This is a genomic window from Roseibium sp. MMSF_3544 (assembly GCF_030732845.1).
Lineage (GTDB): Bacteria > Pseudomonadota > Alphaproteobacteria > Rhizobiales > Stappiaceae > Roseibium.
Genome location: NZ_JASHKA010000018.1, coordinates 1 through 15,469 on the forward strand (window position 1 = coordinate 1; position 15,469 = coordinate 15,469).

Sequence of the window (15,469 nt, forward strand, 5' to 3'; positions counted from 1 at the left end):
AACGGTGACAACATTGTTGATGCTGTTCTGACGTCTGATGACGGGTCGATCTGGACACGTCTTGGCGATGGCCAGGGCGGGTTCGGTGCGGCTGAGGCCCAGGGGCGTGACTTTGCATCGAACGTGCTTGAGAAGACGGGTGGAACGCACACGCACTGGGACCGCGGCGCATATTCTCAAGAGAGTTTCACTGGCGCGGGTGCGCTGACCGTTACGGCTACTAATCCGCATAAAACTGTGCAGTTTGGCCTGTCCTCGAACAGTCAGGCGAACAGTGGCACAGACATGGACTATGCTATTCGTCAGACCGGGCTAGAGATTAGTGTTTACGAGAATAATGCCTATGTAGGAACATTTGGAACCTACACAGTTGGCGATGAACTGGTGATCGAACGTCTTGCCGACGGAACGGTTCATTACTATCAAAACGGGTCGGTTTTCTACACAAGTACTGTTCTTTCGGACCCATCGGTTGAACTGCGAGCCGACGTCAGCCTCCCTCATTTCGGTTCACGTGTCGGGGAGGCGGTCCTTGCGATTGGTAACGAGCCAGCAAAGCTCGTCACCTGGGTCAAGGACTCAGGCGTCATTGACGTCAATGCTGACTTGTCAGTGTCTGCGACATACGAAGATCTGAACGGTGACAACATTGTCGATGTCATCCTGGCGGCTCAAGATGGGTCGATCTGGACACGCCTCGGCGATGGCCAGGGCGGGTTCGGCGCGGCTCAGGCCCAGGGGCGTGACCTTGCGACAAATGTGCTTGAAAAGGTTGGGGGCAGCTCTGCTTTGTGGGACCGCGGTGCCTACGCCGAAGATGGGTTTGTTGGGGCAGGTTCCCTCTCAACAACTGCGCATCAAACGAACAAGTCGCTTGTTGTAGGTCTTTCTGCTTCTCCCGGTGATCTTGATCGCAACTCAATTGAGTTCGGAATTTATCTTCGTTCAGACAAGAAGCTGTTTGTATTTGAATCTGGATCAGATAAGGGGACCTTCGGCACCTATGCGATCGGTGACGTTCTGACTGTTGAACGTCTCGCTGATGGTAGCATCCAATATTTGAAAAATGGAATTGTGTTTTACACGAGTGCGGCGTCGTCTGATCCGGCCAGCACGCTTCGTGCCGATGCAAGCCTCTATCACATAGGCACACGTGTCGGAGAAACGGTTCTTCAAGAGGGTAATTCGACCCCAGAGCACGTTGCTTGGGTCCACAACCGAGACATCGTGAAAATCGGGACAGACGGTGCTGTTTCCACAACCTATGAAGATCTGAATGGAGACAACATTGTTGATGCTGTTCTGACGTCAGAGGATGGATCGATCTGGACACGCCTCGGCGATGGTCAGGGCGGGTTCGGTGCGGCTGAGGCCCAGGGGCGTGACTTTGCATCGAACGTGCTTGAGAAGACGGGTGGAACGCACACGCACTGGGATCGTGGCGCATATTCTCAAGAGAGCTTCACTGGCGCGGGTGCGCTGACCGTTACGGCTACTAATCCGCATAAAACTGTGCAGTTTGGCCTGTCCTCGAACAGTCAGGCGAACAGCGGCACAGGCATGGACTATGCTATTCGTCAGACCGGGCTAGAGTTTAGTGTTTACGAGAATAACGCCTATGTTGGAACATTTGGATCCTACACAGTTGACGATGAACTGACGATTGAACGTCAAGCAGACGGAACAGTCCATTACTACCGAAACGGTTTGGTTTTCTACACAAGTACTGTTCTTTCGGACCCATCGGTTGAACTGCGAGCCGATGTCAGCCTCCCTCATTTCGGTTCACGTGTCGGGGAGGCGGCCCTCACGATTGGTATCGAGCCAGCAAAGCTCGTCACCTGGGTCAAGGACTCAGGCGTCATTGACGTCAATGCTGACTTGTCAGTGTCTGCGACATACGAAGATCTGAACGGTGACAACATTGTCGATGTCATCCTGGCGGCTCAAGATGGGTCTATCTGGACACGCCTCGGCGATGGTCAGGGCGGGTTCGGCGCGGCTCAGGCCCAGGGGCGTGACCTTGCGACAAATGTGCTTGAAAAGGTTGGGGGCAGCTCTGCTTTGTGGGACCGCGGTGCCTACGCCGAAGATGGGTTTGTTGGGGCAGGTTCCCTCTCAACAACTGCGCATCAAACGAACAAGTCGCTTGTTGTCGGTCTTTCTGCTTCTCCCGGTGATCTTGATCGCAACTCAATTGAGTTCGGAATTTATCTTCGTTCAGACAAGAAGCTGTTTGTATTTGAATCTGGATCAGATAAGGGGACCTTCGGCACCTATGCTATCGGTGACGTTCTGACTGTTGAACGTCTCGCTGATGGTAGCATCCAATATTTGAAAAATGGAATTGTGTTTTACACGAGTGCGGCGTCGTCAGATCCGGCCAGCACGCTTCTTGCCGATGCAAGCCTCTATCACATAGGCACACGTGTCGGAGAAACGGTTCTTCAAGAGGGTAATTCGCCCCCAGAGCACGTTGCTTGGGTCCACAACCGAGACATCGTGAAAATCGGGACAGACGGTGCTGTTTCCACAACCTATGAAGATCTGAATGGAGACAACATTGTTGATGCTGTTCTGACGTCAGAGGATGGATCGATCTGGACACGCCTCGGCGATGGTCAGGGCGGGTTCGGTGCGGCTGAGGCCCAGGGGCGTGACTTTGCATCGAACGTGCTTGAGAAGACGGGTGGAACGCACACGCATTGGGACCGCGGCGCATATTCTCAAGAGAGCTTCACTGGCGCGGGTGCGCTGACCGTTACGGCGACCGGTCTCAATACACATGTACAGTTTGGTTTGTCGCTGGATAGTCCAAGCAGCAGTGGGACCAACATGGACTATGCAATTCGCCAGGATGTTACCGAACTGCGCGTCTACGAAAAGAATGTCCATGTTGGCACGTTTGGAGGCTTTGCGAACGGAGATGAGCTGACGATCGAGCGCCTTGCCGACGGGACGGTTCAGTATCTTCGCAATGGTGATGTTTTCTATACAAGCACTACTCTCTCCGATCCGACTGCTAGTCTGCGAGCGGATGTGAGCCTGCGCAACACTCGAGAACGCCTTGGTGAAGCGGTTCTGAAGATCGGCGACGAGGCGGAAAAGCTTGTCACTTGGGTCAAGGACACGGGTGTCAGTGATGTCAATGCTGATTTGTCAGTGTCTGCGACATACGTAGACCTGAACGGCGACAATCTGGTCGATGTCATCCTGGCGGCTGAAGACGGGTCCATCTGGACACGGCTCGGTGACGGTCAAGGTGGTTTCGATGAGGCAAACCTGCTTCAACGACCGGAAGGCAATGAGACACTTAGTGTTGTGAAGGGCACTGACAATAACGACGCTCTAAACGGTTCCAGCGCCGCAGAATTTCTGATCGGTGGAAGCGGGGATGACACACTCAATGGTGACGGTGGAAACGATGTTTTGGTCGGAGGTAGCGGTTCTGACACATTCGTCTTCACAAGCTTCGGCGCGGCTGCTGTTGCGGTTACGGATTTTGATACGAGTGGAGCGACCGGTGATTTGCTCCAATTTGAGAGTTCCGTGTTCGCAGACTTCAACGCAGTGCTGCTTGCTGTAACTGACGACGGAAGCGACACCACAATTACGCTCGATGCGGACAGCCTCGTCGTGCTGAAAAGTGTTCTTGTTCCAGATCTTCAAAGTGATGATTTCAGTTTTGTTTAGGAAGCAACAGTGATCTTGCAAACTTCGATAGTGTTTCATGCGGTTTTCGAACATCGGTATTATGGTGTGAGCAGTAGCGAATGAGACCGCAGCATCTGGAGTGGCGCAAAAGTTGGAAATTATGACCAGACCCAGATCTAGACCATAGAAAAAACTACCTCCAAACAATGAGGTGGGCAAGTTTTCAATCTATAGGACTGTGTTTGGGTGAGCAATTCCGGTGCTGAGAGTGGCCGTCGAACAATGATCTATTTCGAGTCGAACGCTCAAAAGTAAAGTTGTTTCTGAGCTCAAAAAATAGGAGCGGAACTCGGCATGTTGCGCCACCGTTCTAACCTAGGCAGAGAGGCGAGCGTTCACTGCACGTCAAAGATGATCAATGTTAGAGCAAATGTGGAATTTGCTACGATCAATATGTTCGATTGCTTTGCACGCCACCACGGACATTCGAAAGTTTGGAATCAGGCCTTGAAAGCGGTTATTCCTGCTCTGCATCCGCTCTTTCTCTCAGAACCTCGTGCGCAAAACGTCTATTAAAAGCGATCTATTTCTCGGGTTTTAGAGCACTAGGTGATGGACTCATAAAATCGCATCCAGATGCGAGCTGACCCGCCATTCGTTCTTGGCGTTGCTCACATCAGCGTTAAAGATCAGGATATCTTCATGAAACTCACTCTGTTCGTCGGCCCCGTCCCAGGTCCCGATAATCGCGTGTTCCGCTTCTTCGGCAGTTTCATCAATCACGGCCAGCGCGGTTTTGATGATGTCGTCCGCTCCGAAGTACCAATCTTCCAAACACCGCATGTGTTTTTTGTCGTTTTTCGACGAAATTAGGCCAGCCATCGCGACGGAAGTATGGATATACAAGTCTTGTGACTTCTGTTCCCACGTCAGGAATTCAGCACTTTTGAATGTTTCCGCATCTGCAGCATGTGGATAAAACATCATAAAAATCAAGAAGATCGTTGAAACACATACCCGGTTTCCGGCTAACATAAGGGAACCGTTATGAAGAGATATTCAATACCAATATCATGTGAAATGAAAAGTCAGAAAATGGCAGAATCCTGCTGTTTTTATAGGATTCGAGTCCGCTCAATACAACTGAGAAAGGTGCTTCCAAATGGGTTGCCTTATGAAACAGCAAGGAGGCACGCCTGATGCTTTCATCACAATTGCAGGACTCAGGCCGCAAGATCGGCCGTGCGCGGGTCTCAACCGATGAGCAAACGCTCTACCAACATCAAGATGCATTGAAGCGAGCCGGGTGGAAAACACAGAACATCTTTTATGACGATGCCACCAGGGCCACCGCGAAGAACCGTGAGGGTCTATCAAAGGCAATGGCAGCGCTTAAGCCCGGTGATGTTTTTGTCGTTGTCGCAATTGACCGCGCATTCCGTTCATCACTTGACGGCCTCAAATTCCTCGAAGGGCTGGATAAAGAAGGAATTACTTTCCATTCTATCTATCAACAGATCGACACCGGAACACCAGAGGGTCGAAAGTGGTTTGCCTATCAACTGGCCGATGCCGAATACGAGCTGGCCGTCATCTCCCGCCGGACAAAAGAAAAGATGGCAGCCGCCAAAGCGCGGGGGCAGCATCTGGGACGGCCCTTCAAGCTCAGCAAACGCAGCATCTACCGCGCCCATATGCTAGTGACGGAAAAGGGACGAGACATTGATATGGTCACCAAGACCTACAGCGTTGCACCCATCACCCTAAAACGCGCATTTGAGCGTTTGGGACTGGAGGCCGCTTAGCCTTATGCCAAAAACTGAAAGCAATGAAATTGATCGCCTTATCGGAATACGCCTCAAAGAACGCCGGATTGAATTGGGAATGACACACAAGCAACTTGGCGCCGCCCTGGGCATGTCCTTCCAGCAAGTCCAGAAATATGAGGCAGGCAAGAATTCGATTGCCGTTGCAACCCTTTTGGAAGCCTGCACGGTTTTAGACGTGCCGGTGACTTACTTCCTTTCAGACAATCCGATTCCTCCCGCTCCCTGTGTGACGACCTTTCCTTTTGCCTACAAATCCGCGGGCGGATTTCATTTCACTACAGCAAACTTTCCAGGCGCCGATAGGTCAGTGCCGACGCTCGTCCTGTTTCAATGGCGGGGGTTGGTTTACCAAAGCCAGTTTTGGTTTACCGGGAAAACCCGGTTCGTTTTAAAACGCGCAAGGTGTTCGTTGGTAAACCAACGACCTTGCCGAACACGCCAACAAAGGCGTCGTTAGGGGAGGGGGCGTGCCGCCCCCGGTTCACCCCCTGCTATTTGGCACTCATCATGCCTTGACACATTGTGCACCATTCACTGCTTGCCGATTTTGGGATGAGTCTTATCCGAATTCCAGCAATCCATACGAATGACAAGAATGGCGCCCAAGTGTCGTCACTCCGATGCTAGCTCCCTCAGCCTCTGATGGAGTTCGGCAATGTCAGATCTCGTCGGCCAATACCGATAGACACTGGGATCAATGCCGACCAGCGCAGAAGCTCGTCGTTATGCATATCCCCTGGTTTGGATTACCCAGCTCGTGGCGCTTCTCCTTTAGTCGGCTAGTTGAGGCTTTTTTCCAAGTATTTCGCCAAGCGTCTACACAAAAATCATCGACACCGAGAGCTGCTTCTACAATTTGCCTTCTGTTCCTTCCGCAACTTCAGCCGTTTGGCCTCAGACACTTCCATGCAACCGTGCTTTTAGAGGCACTTGAAAAACGTTGCATCGGTTTCATCAGATTTGCGGTAAAGCTCCACCCCCCTGAGCCGATACCCAGGAAAACCCGTCCGAGGTCAGTCAAAACGGAGAAGGCCTCAAAACGCTGATACGTTGAGGTAGCAGGTAATCCTTCCTTATTTTGCAAATTTGTAACTTCCAATTAAATCGGCCCAGTCTGAATAACTCCATTCTCTATGTCTTTGGCTAAATTTTTTGGACCTCAAATCGGGTGGCACTACCGACACTCCACCGCACGTATAGTGAACTTCACCAGCTTTCCCTTCAACAAGGTCTCCACAGTGCATTGCGTGCAGCCCGTATTTAGAGGCGAGAGTTCGAATCTCGTTTCCCACCTCAGGATCTACGGCTGTTAATATCTGCCAATCTCCCCACGCGAGCGCGCAGGTTCTGTAATCGACCCCTAATTCGCTCGCCATTTGAATCGCCCAAGCGTTTGCTTCTAAACGCAGAATTTCTACATTTGCGGCACAACCAGCTGTGTTTGCAATCGATCCAATGGCAGACATCAAGCCATCTGAGGCGTCTGTGGCCGTTGTCGTAAGACCTGATCGTTGAAGCGCCATTCCGAACGCAGTCTTTGCCATCGGCTTCAACAGCGCGCTGGTGACGTTTTGGGAATTCGAATTTTCATTAAAGCCGTGCCGAAGACAGAGTATCACAGAAAGCCAAAAGTGGGCTGTTTGTCCAACTGCCCAGATTGCATTTCCGATTTTACCTCCACCGCGCCGCAACGGCTCCCCACTAGGAACCGCGCCAATCATTGTCCCAGTTAACCTTACCCGGTCTGCGTCACGGAGATTGCCGCCGGCAACGCGAACCCCCATCGCATCGGCGCCAGCAGCAACGCCTTCTAACATGCGGTCAAAATCGAAAACTGACATTTGTTCGGGCGCTTCAACAGACAGCAACATCTGCTCTGGTTTTGCTCCCATCGAGGCAATGTCGCTAGCGTTAACTGTGACAGTCATCCAACCAAAATGAAAATAGTCCGGGTCGAAAAGATCAAAAACGACAGGTGTGGGGCCAGGGTCTGTGGTATGCACCAATATTGAAGACTTAGAGGCTCTCCTCAGCAATGCGCAATCATCTGCTCCATAGCGGCTATCTGATACGCTCGGAAATTTTGGGAGGATCAATTCACGGGTGATGCGATCTTCACCAAGGTCAATGAGCTTTTTCAAGTTACAGCTTTCAACTGTTCAATAAACCTCACCGACTCCATCAAACGGCGCGGAAGTTCTTCCAAGTCCTGTTGCAAGCGATCTCTCCACGGGCGACATACTCCAACCGCTGCAACCTCTAACGCGGAGCGCGCGCTCTCTGCAGAACTGAACCCACTAACACAGCGAACCTGTTCATCCAGGAAAACCTGCAAATAGTTCGTGTTGCTTGGCAAGCCGGTCGCAAAGCTCGACACCACCGCGTCCACCAAACCCATCCTAGCGTTCGGGATTGGTAAGCAATGTACATGTGCATGGCTCACACACTTGCGCGCAGACTTACCGCCATCACAATGCTCAAATGCAAGAATCCCTAAGCCATTGCGCTCAAAAAGATTCCTGAAGTAACTTAGCTGTTTTTGCAAATCACACCGCTCTTCGTCGCGCAAATCGCTCAAACGTTCAACGTGACGGATGGGCGTTAGGAGTAAATGGCCGACAACTAACGGCGCGATGTCCACGGCCGCAAGAAAATAATTGGAGCGCCTAATGAGTGTTTCCTCTGAAGGCAAGTCGAGTTGCTCGTTCAGCACAAAGCGGTCATTCGAGCACAGCCAACAACTATATGTCATTCGGAGCTTTCTCAAAATTTGATGAACCCATGCTTTATTTGCCTATTATATTGAATCATTAGGCCTTGCAACGCCCAGAGCATCAGTATTCTATAGAAGCACAACTTTCTTAACGATTAGCAATTTCTCGCAACCGCCGATAAAAATTTGTAAAAGTAGAAGTAGATGCAGATATGGGTACACCAAAGAAAATAGCTGCCTTATTCGGTAATCAGATCTACAACACTGAACAATCCAAGCTAAAATTCGTTCCGCATGATGTCGTCACGATGGCAAATATCCTTGAGCTTAATTCATGGGAACTTGCAAGCATATTGCTAAACTACGATCAGGCGGCGGGGGGTGAGGCTATAGACGAGCTGCAAAACTATATTAGCACTAGCTCGGAAAATTTGGACGTACTTATTTACTACGCAGGCCATGGCAAAGCAGACGGTCAAGGATATTGGACACCCTCTAAACGTAGCGATAGCGACCAGCACTTTGACATCATCAATCACGCAGTGAAATTGGTATGCAAGCCCAGGGTGCAGCGCTTAACGCTCATTTTGGATGCATGCGAAAGTGCTAGGATCAGCGCCGAAAAGGTGACTGCGAAAATTGGATTGGAAGCCGAAAAAAGTTCCGAAGCGGGTGAACTCATAATTCTTGCAGCCAATTGGAATGAGGCACATGAAAGTTCTCACACTAAAGGTGGCTATTTCACTCTCGCTCTTTCAGACTTTTTGAAAACGGCGGACAATTTTCCTTCGAACTGGGCAGTGCTTCGAGATTACCTGCAGCAGTCACCCCCCCTAGAAAAGTGCTCGTTGCTAGCGTTTCCGGCGGAATCCCTCGAAAAACCTATACCATTCTCACCAGCAGGGCAGTTGTGGCCCGGGTCACCCGGTAAGCAATTGCATTTTTTGCTAAAAAATGCGGACCCGTTCATGGCATTTGGTGCGTTGTTTGGAGCAAGCCGTATGGACAAAGCACTTCGTGAAGAGGTCCATATTGCCCCAAAGAAGGTCTTAGCAACAGCCGAAAAGTTCTCGTTGTCCAACAGATTCCTCGAAGCGAACGAAGGAAAGATCGACTGGAGTTACTTGGATAGGATGACACTAGCAGTAGCGTCGCCTTTCCATGCAGTTACCGATCTTAGTGATGACGTTTCCGCAGCTCTGACCGTGGCTCTTGCGAAGTTGCTTTACCTTGATCTGAACGACGAAACGCCCACGGAAGAAGCTAAAGCAGCAGCTGAAAGCATAGATCACCTTAAGGCCCAAAAGATAGCTTCTATGTATGAAGTCACTGTCGAAGAATTCTCACGGCTCAGCAACAGAGTGCGCGTACTGATTGTACACACTAAGCTCAAACGAAAAGACACTAACGAAGTCAAAGCGTTCGCCTTTCGATTCCTAAGGATCGGTGAAAACATTGAAGTCCATAATGGGCCTGCGGCCTCATCGCGATTTGAACGCGCCGCCAAAGAACTAAACGGAATTGAGGTGGCCAAGTTCTTTAGCTGCATAGGAAACTATACGGCAATTGATTCGGAACAGCACAAGCATGCTATTGGAGTTGCCTACGAACTGCTAATTAATGGCACTCGAGCGCAATCTCTTACTCCGTTCCTGACCGAATGCTTTGCTGACCCAGAGCCGGAAAAACTCAAGACGGCCGCGAAAACTATTCAAAAGATTCTCACTGAACTTTTCGGTAAGCTCGGCACTAAGCCTTCATCGTGGAAATTCAGCGACGGAAAAGCGATGCCAGGCAAGCTTGCTAGTTTCGATACTGGATCTGAACTGAGCAACATTCTTGATGCTTTGCAGAATATGGGAAACACTAAGTTTTCCGGCGAATTAAAAACGAATAGCCTTCAGACTGAACTGAGATTTATTGAGCATTTCTTGCGTAACATTGACTTTGAAGCAACGACCGAAGGGGTTAAGACAATATGCGGTATTGTCCACGGTGACATGCACCAAAAAAACATTGTTGTCCAACGCCACAGCGTAGATAGCGACCAAGATCAATCTGACACAAATAATCAAACAAGAAAAGAAACCAAAAATCTAAGCGATGTTGTGTCGCTAATTGATTTCGAGAACTCTAGCAAATCTGACCTCGCGTTTCTAGACATGGCGTCTTTAGAAGTGTCCTTGGTCGTATTTTTTCTTGAGGATTACGTTGGATTTGACAAAATCACGCGAATAATCACTAGGATTGAAAGTGAGTGGCTTTCGGAAGATATCAAGCTTGAGTCTGCGGCCAACGATGGGCCGCGTGTGGTCGATGAAATAATTCTGAACGCTTCGGTGCAACCAGACTTGGGTGCGTATTCTGAGAAGAGAGTTTTTCCAGACTATAACGCTTACGAAGGCGTCGCCCATTCTGTAATTGGCGCGATGAGACTTTTGCTACGGGCAGCAATTTATAAGTTTTACAATAGTAATAGCGGCGACATAGAGCTAACAGATCAAAGATTAAAAGCTCACCTTCGTCAGTATTATGTGCTGCTGTTCCTTAGCACTGTTCGTTTGATTACCGTCGCGAGTGCGCCGAAGGCGGTAGTTATCAACTATGCATTTTGGTTGGCAAATCAGTTACGGACCGACAGTGATCTTGTCTTCGAAATGAAGGAAAGCGAGGAGAAAACAGGCTAGAATGTCAAGATTATTGGGTTTGACAGAGCGAGAGATCTTTTCTCTGATTACAACTGGCGACAAACCATTGCTGGAGCGCAAGTATTTTGACGATGCGGCTGTGATTCCAACACAGAACTCTGGGTCGCTTGTCATCGCGTCAGATTTTATTCGAGGACCACACTTCAACCTTGCCGAAGCTGGCCACCTAAGCTTTTTCGATCTTGCACACTACCTTGTCGCCGCTAACGTATCTGACATCGCTGCTATGGGCGTAAAGCCTTTCGGGCTCCTAGACATATTTAGATATCCGAAAGACACTCCAGCACACATCAAGGAAGAGTTTTTCGCCGGCTTGGCCGACGCTGCCAAACGTTTTGACGTTCGCATCGTCGGTGGGGATACGGGCGGATATGTTAGTTTTGTTATAAGCGCTACATGTTTTGGCTTCGCTCAAGGAGGGCGCATACTGAAAAGAAACGCTGCTGCCCCAGGGCAAATATTGTGCCTAGCTGGTTCGGCGGGTCGATGCAGAGCAGCACAGAAAGCGCTGCTAGGGGTAGGCAGTCGTCCCGTTTCTTCCGATATTGCTGAGCGCTTGCTTGGCAGTTGGCGCCGACCATCTCCACCGATTGATTTCAGCGTATGGTTAGCCACAAACTCGTTGGCGTATGCAGGGCAAGATACGAGTGACGGACTAGGAAATGCCATCGCAGATATCTGTGAACACAGCGGTTTACAGATCCGACTCGAGGATATTGATCACTTGGTGGACGATGATGTTCGACATGTCGCGGAGTGTTTCGAAGTCTCTGCGCTCGAATTGGCGATGTCTGTGTCTCCAGATTTCGGACTCTTGTTTTCTGCGAATGAAGAAGACTTAGACTCAATTCGAGCGAATCCCTTCGAGCAGGCTGTGACCGAACTTGGCAAGTTTCAGAAAGGTGACGGTGCCTACCTGTTAAGCGACGCGCTTGGGACAAGAAAACTTCCACTTGAGTCCTACGATCATTTACATAACCTGAAGAGTTGACGCACATTGCAGGCTAACGATTGCGTGGTCCCTTATCAGAATGTCTCATTGACTTGTTTCATTTGTACTTTTGCTTACCACTTGTTTCAATGAGACTCACTTCAGCGCTTTGTATATCACTCCAGCGATTTGAGGTTGGCTTAGATAACGTTGCACGGAATGTGCGTCTTCTTGACCGTTGTTGAGCTTTGAATAGTTTGTAATTTCGGCGGGTCCAAAGGTCTGGGCGTCGAGTTTTGGATGTAACGCAACGAAGTCCTCGGGGTCTGCACCGTTTGTCCAATTCTTGACTATCTCTGGCTTGATAAACGGAGGCCCGATACGTTTCCGGACAATCTTAATTCCCAACGGAGATCCGAGCGTCACGAATTGAGATATCTTCTCTTCACTGTTAATGGCACGCAATAGTGAATACATGACGACCGTGCCTAGCGAGTGACCGACCACTACTGTATTGTTAAGGTTTGAAAAATCTTGCAAAACCTGATCTTCCACAAGTGCGTTTATTTTTTCATACAGACCTGGCTTGTTCAGATAGGCAGCCGCTTGCTCAAGGAATATCCCCGCAAGACCATGGCCAGCAGACGGAACTAACTTCTCAAGCGCTCGAGTGATTGCTTTGAGCCACTTTTTGTGAACGCCGACTGCCATTCGTCGTGCGAACTTCGGCTCATCGCTGTCATCTAACTCCAGTGAGACAGTGTTGTCATCGATTTCGTAGGTGCTTTGTAATTCTAGGTAGAGTTCGGCGATGCTATCTTCGACATAGTCAGCATCCGGCGCGTCGGCCCCCATCCTAACACCAGCAGATTCGGCTTTCCCCCAAGCGTCAGTCTCTCTTGCAAGTACATCCGCATAGTAGGCGGTCCTTACTTCAACATTGTCCCACAAATCGTTAGCCCTATCGCCTATGCCAGAGTGCAAAGCGTTTTTCCAATCTGTTTCAATCTGCTCGGGCGTAAAGTCTTCGTTGTTTATGCCATGTACAAAAACTAGCCGACGCATTCTATTTTTCCCTCGCAACGTTAGTTGTGAATCGCATAGTCGAAATGATCAGAGATGATATTTATTGCATTCTTGCGAAGTACAACCCCAGCATAACCGAGAGCCATTTCAGAGATTTGATTAATAGCCTTTGGAACACTCGCGCCAGAAAGCTCTTGCATGCGCAGCCATCCTTGCCGATATACTGGGAACAATGTGTTGGCAACTACGCGGTCGCTCGCGTCCATTGCAATTGTTGCGTACCTTGGACGCTCAGGGTCGTCGTATTCTTCGACCGCTGGCAAGTCGACTTGTAACTGCCATCCAAACTCACCCTGCGTCCAAGTTGGCTGCTGGCCCGCCAAAAGCGCTAGGTCGCAACTCAAGAACCCGGCTTTGACCATAAAATGCGCTGTCCGTATGATATTGTCCTGGTCACCTACCATCCGATAAATGTATGCAGCGATATCTGCGCGTTGCGGCTGGATTTCTTTGCCGGATCTTATCATATCGGCGTAACTGAGAGCGTCCGAAATGCGAGGAACTCTACGACTACCGCCAAACATGCCAGTTGTAAGCGAGGTATCCCACTCACTTTCACCTGAGTAGACGAGAATATCGCCTGAGTTTCTCGACAACAACAAACTAATGCTGTTGGGATACATAGGTGCAAGAGTCCAAACCTCCCCTTGGCAGACAATTGGTTGAGGCGTAATCTTTTGCGGCTGAGGTTCAAAACGCCATACACCATACCTTTCTATTAGAGATCCTGAGCCGGCCTGTGTTGGTATAGCTACATTGAGTTCTCCCTCGACTACGACTGATCCTTTCGATTTCTGTTTTGCATCACTTTGCTCAAATAACTTGTATGCATGCTCAAGACTACGGTCAGGCGCAAGATTGGATCTTGCTCTCCGTATAACTCGCCTCGCACGAGCTCGGCGTTTCTTTGAAGACGTTGGTGAACTAGTGCCCTCGTCCGAGGCACTTTTTGTGCCTACAGATGCATCCGTGTTTGATTGCTCTTCGGGATTTTTCTCCTTTTCATCCAGGATATCGTAGTAGTGATTATATATCCGAAGTGCCGGATTCATATCGGGCGTCATATCCTCATTCAACTCTAGGGCGCGTTTCTTTACCTCGTCTTCCAAGTAATCTGCCAGCAATTGATTGTGAATAACGGTGCCTAAACCGCTCACCTCATCGAGAACTTCGCTAACTCGTCCCTCGAGTGCTTCGCAAAGTGCATCTGAGAAAATACAATATGGCTCTCCTCCATCAACTGCATTCGATTGAAACGAATATTCCCCAAGGGTAGTTGATAAGTTCAGTTCGACTTCAAGTTTAGATGTTGGCCCATTCCTGGTTAGAATCGGGTCACCTACAAAGCTGATTGTATGGTTAGAAGAGTTCCGACAAGCATCAGCAACTACAATGAGCTGCCCCCTTTTCATTTCCTTGTTTGTCGAGGCAAGACCATAACGGCTAACGCCCTCAACAAAGCGGGGGAAATCGATGCCCTCTCTTAAGTCGTCGGATGCTCCGGTCAGCAGCCAAAACTGATCCGATCCTGATCGAGCGATACCGTGGCCAGCAAAATAGACAAAAAGTCTATCAATGCCGCGGCTTTCAAGAAATTTCGGTATTTCATGGCGAAGCCGGTCGACAGTGACATCTTGACCATCGGCGTCGTTAATTTCAAGAACTTCGTAGCCCCTACCAGGGGTATCTACTTTCGCCCACTCTACGAGGCGAGCCGCACTAGTGAGCACACCGGGCAGATTCTGGTACGCTCCTCGGTACTTTGAAACAGCAATAACTATCATTGCTTTCTTCATTTTCGACGCAGCTAACATCTTTAAACCGCTCTTGAATCGCCAAGTTTTTCAATCGAAGTGAGTATGGAGCACGCCAATCAATTTAACCTTGAGAAACCGAAAGAATTGCATTCACGACTGTAAGAAAGTCAGCATTTGACCGAAAGTGTGAACATTTTTTCCAGCAAGTTCTTCAAATTGTTTCAGCATGAGTTCAGCGGTCAGTTTTGTGTCCACAAGTGCGTTGTGAAGTTTTTCTTCATCCACATCCAACCCGTAGTGCTTCGCTGACGTTGCAAGGTTGTGGCTATCGATATCGGGATGAAGCTTTCTCATCAATTTAATCGTGTCGATGTAGTAGTCGGTTTGCAGCTCTACACGGTGTCGTTCTTCAGCTTTTCGCATAAACCTCAAATCAAAAGAAGCAATGTTGTGGCCAGCAACAAATTTTTCTCCGATGCGTTTATCGAACTCGACTACTACTTCAGCCATTGAGGGCTGCCCTTTTAGGTCTTTTTCATCAATTTTGGTAATCCGCTTCACAGTATCTGTGAGAGGGAGGTGGTCTTCGCCCGGATGCACAAATTGGTTCCACCCGCCACCTAGTATCCTTCCATTGACAACCTGCACGATAGCCACCTGGATCACTCGGTTCTTTGAGGAATTAAGCCCGGTAGTCTCCAAATCAAACACGGCTATTTCTGCCTCATCTAGACGGGCATCGAAAATTGGATGTAGGGAAGTCGGCATAGTCATTCTCCCAAAAAAATTGG

The 15,469-nt window shown here is 49.5% G+C and carries 11 protein-coding genes; 5 read left to right on the forward strand and 6 right to left on the reverse strand.

The annotated features are described in order from the left end of the window. The first annotated feature begins 123 nt into the window (after positions 1-123). On the forward strand, positions 124-3,693 hold the full coding sequence (locus RBB47_RS22150; protein WP_305988073.1) for a calcium-binding protein: 3,570 nt from the start codon (positions 124-126) through the stop codon (positions 3,691-3,693). Positions 3,694-4,272: 579 nt separating this feature from the next. Here RBB47_RS22150 and RBB47_RS22155 read toward each other — a convergent pair. Then, a complete protein-coding gene (locus tag RBB47_RS22155; RefSeq protein ID WP_305988074.1) occupies positions 4,273-4,638 on the reverse strand; it encodes a hypothetical protein in 366 nt (121 codons plus the stop codon). 215 nt (positions 4,639-4,853) lie between these two features. Between RBB47_RS22155 and RBB47_RS22160 the strand changes: the two genes are divergently transcribed. Both RBB47_RS22160 and RBB47_RS22165 read left to right on the forward strand, forming a co-directional pair. Further along, positions 4,854-5,459, forward strand: coding sequence for a recombinase family protein (locus RBB47_RS22160; protein WP_305988075.1), 606 nt, complete (start codon positions 4,854-4,856; stop codon positions 5,457-5,459). Between the two features lie 4 nt (positions 5,460-5,463). Continuing rightward, complete coding sequence (locus RBB47_RS22165; RefSeq protein WP_305988076.1) at positions 5,464-5,940, forward strand: helix-turn-helix domain-containing protein; 477 nt, start codon at positions 5,464-5,466, stop codon at positions 5,938-5,940. Between the two features lie 616 nt (positions 5,941-6,556). Here RBB47_RS22165 and RBB47_RS22170 read toward each other — a convergent pair. Both RBB47_RS22170 and RBB47_RS22175 read right to left on the reverse strand, forming a co-directional pair. Further along, positions 6,557-7,624, reverse strand: a complete 1,068-nt coding sequence (locus tag RBB47_RS22170; RefSeq protein ID WP_305988077.1) for a thiamine-monophosphate kinase — start codon at positions 7,622-7,624, stop codon at positions 6,557-6,559. Continuing rightward, positions 7,621-8,196 (reverse strand): HIT family protein, encoded by a 576-nt coding sequence (locus RBB47_RS22175; protein ID WP_305988078.1) that lies wholly within the window; start codon positions 8,194-8,196, stop codon positions 7,621-7,623. The genes RBB47_RS22170 and RBB47_RS22175 overlap by 4 nt, the downstream gene beginning before the upstream one ends. Before the next feature lie 212 nt (positions 8,197-8,408). Here RBB47_RS22175 and RBB47_RS22180 point away from each other — a divergent pair, with 212 nt between their 5' ends. Both RBB47_RS22180 and RBB47_RS22185 read left to right on the forward strand, forming a co-directional pair. Then, complete coding sequence (locus tag RBB47_RS22180) at positions 8,409-10,883, forward strand: caspase family protein (protein WP_305988079.1); 2,475 nt, start codon at positions 8,409-8,411, stop codon at positions 10,881-10,883. 1 nt (position 10,884) lies between these two features. Beyond that, positions 10,885-11,895, forward strand: coding sequence for a thiamine-monophosphate kinase (locus RBB47_RS22185; protein WP_305988080.1), 1,011 nt, complete (start codon positions 10,885-10,887; stop codon positions 11,893-11,895). 96 nt (positions 11,896-11,991) lie between these two features. On the opposite strand, the gene RBB47_RS22190 is transcribed toward RBB47_RS22185, so the two are convergent. The 3 genes from RBB47_RS22190 to RBB47_RS22200 form a co-directional block, all read right to left on the reverse strand. Beyond that, positions 11,992-12,900: a hypothetical protein gene (locus tag RBB47_RS22190; RefSeq protein WP_305988081.1), complete on the reverse strand. Its 909-nt coding sequence runs from the start codon at positions 12,898-12,900 to the stop codon at positions 11,992-11,994. Between the two features lie 20 nt (positions 12,901-12,920). Beyond that, a complete protein-coding gene (locus tag RBB47_RS22195; RefSeq protein ID WP_305988082.1) occupies positions 12,921-14,705 on the reverse strand; it encodes a caspase family protein in 1,785 nt (594 codons plus the stop codon). 123 nt (positions 14,706-14,828) lie between these two features. Beyond that, complete coding sequence (locus RBB47_RS22200; protein ID WP_305988083.1) at positions 14,829-15,446, reverse strand: PolC-type DNA polymerase III; 618 nt, start codon at positions 15,444-15,446, stop codon at positions 14,829-14,831. Between the last annotated feature and the right edge of the window lie 23 nt (positions 15,447-15,469).

What these genes read in the sequence shown, in the direction of transcription:
- RBB47_RS22190 (WP_305988081.1), bottom strand. Translation starts at nt 12,900, where the DNA reads ATGCGTCGGCTAGTTTTTGTACATGGCATAAACAACGAAGACTTTACG.
- RBB47_RS22180 (WP_305988079.1), top strand. Translation starts at nt 8,409, where the DNA reads ATGGGTACACCAAAGAAAATAGCTGCCTTATTCGGTAATCAGATCTAC.
- RBB47_RS22165 (WP_305988076.1), top strand. Translation starts at nt 5,464, where the DNA reads ATGCCAAAAACTGAAAGCAATGAAATTGATCGCCTTATCGGAATACGC.
- RBB47_RS22155 (WP_305988074.1), bottom strand. Translation starts at nt 4,638, where the DNA reads ATGTTTTATCCACATGCTGCAGATGCGGAAACATTCAAAAGTGCTGAA.
- RBB47_RS22200 (WP_305988083.1), bottom strand. Translation starts at nt 15,446, where the DNA reads ATGCCGACTTCCCTACATCCAATTTTCGATGCCCGTCTAGATGAGGCA.
- RBB47_RS22195 (WP_305988082.1), bottom strand. Translation starts at nt 14,705, where the DNA reads ATGATAGTTATTGCTGTTTCAAAGTACCGAGGAGCGTACCAGAATCTG.
- RBB47_RS22160 (WP_305988075.1), top strand. Translation starts at nt 4,854, where the DNA reads ATGCTTTCATCACAATTGCAGGACTCAGGCCGCAAGATCGGCCGTGCG.
- RBB47_RS22185 (WP_305988080.1), top strand. Translation starts at nt 10,885, where the DNA reads ATGTCAAGATTATTGGGTTTGACAGAGCGAGAGATCTTTTCTCTGATT.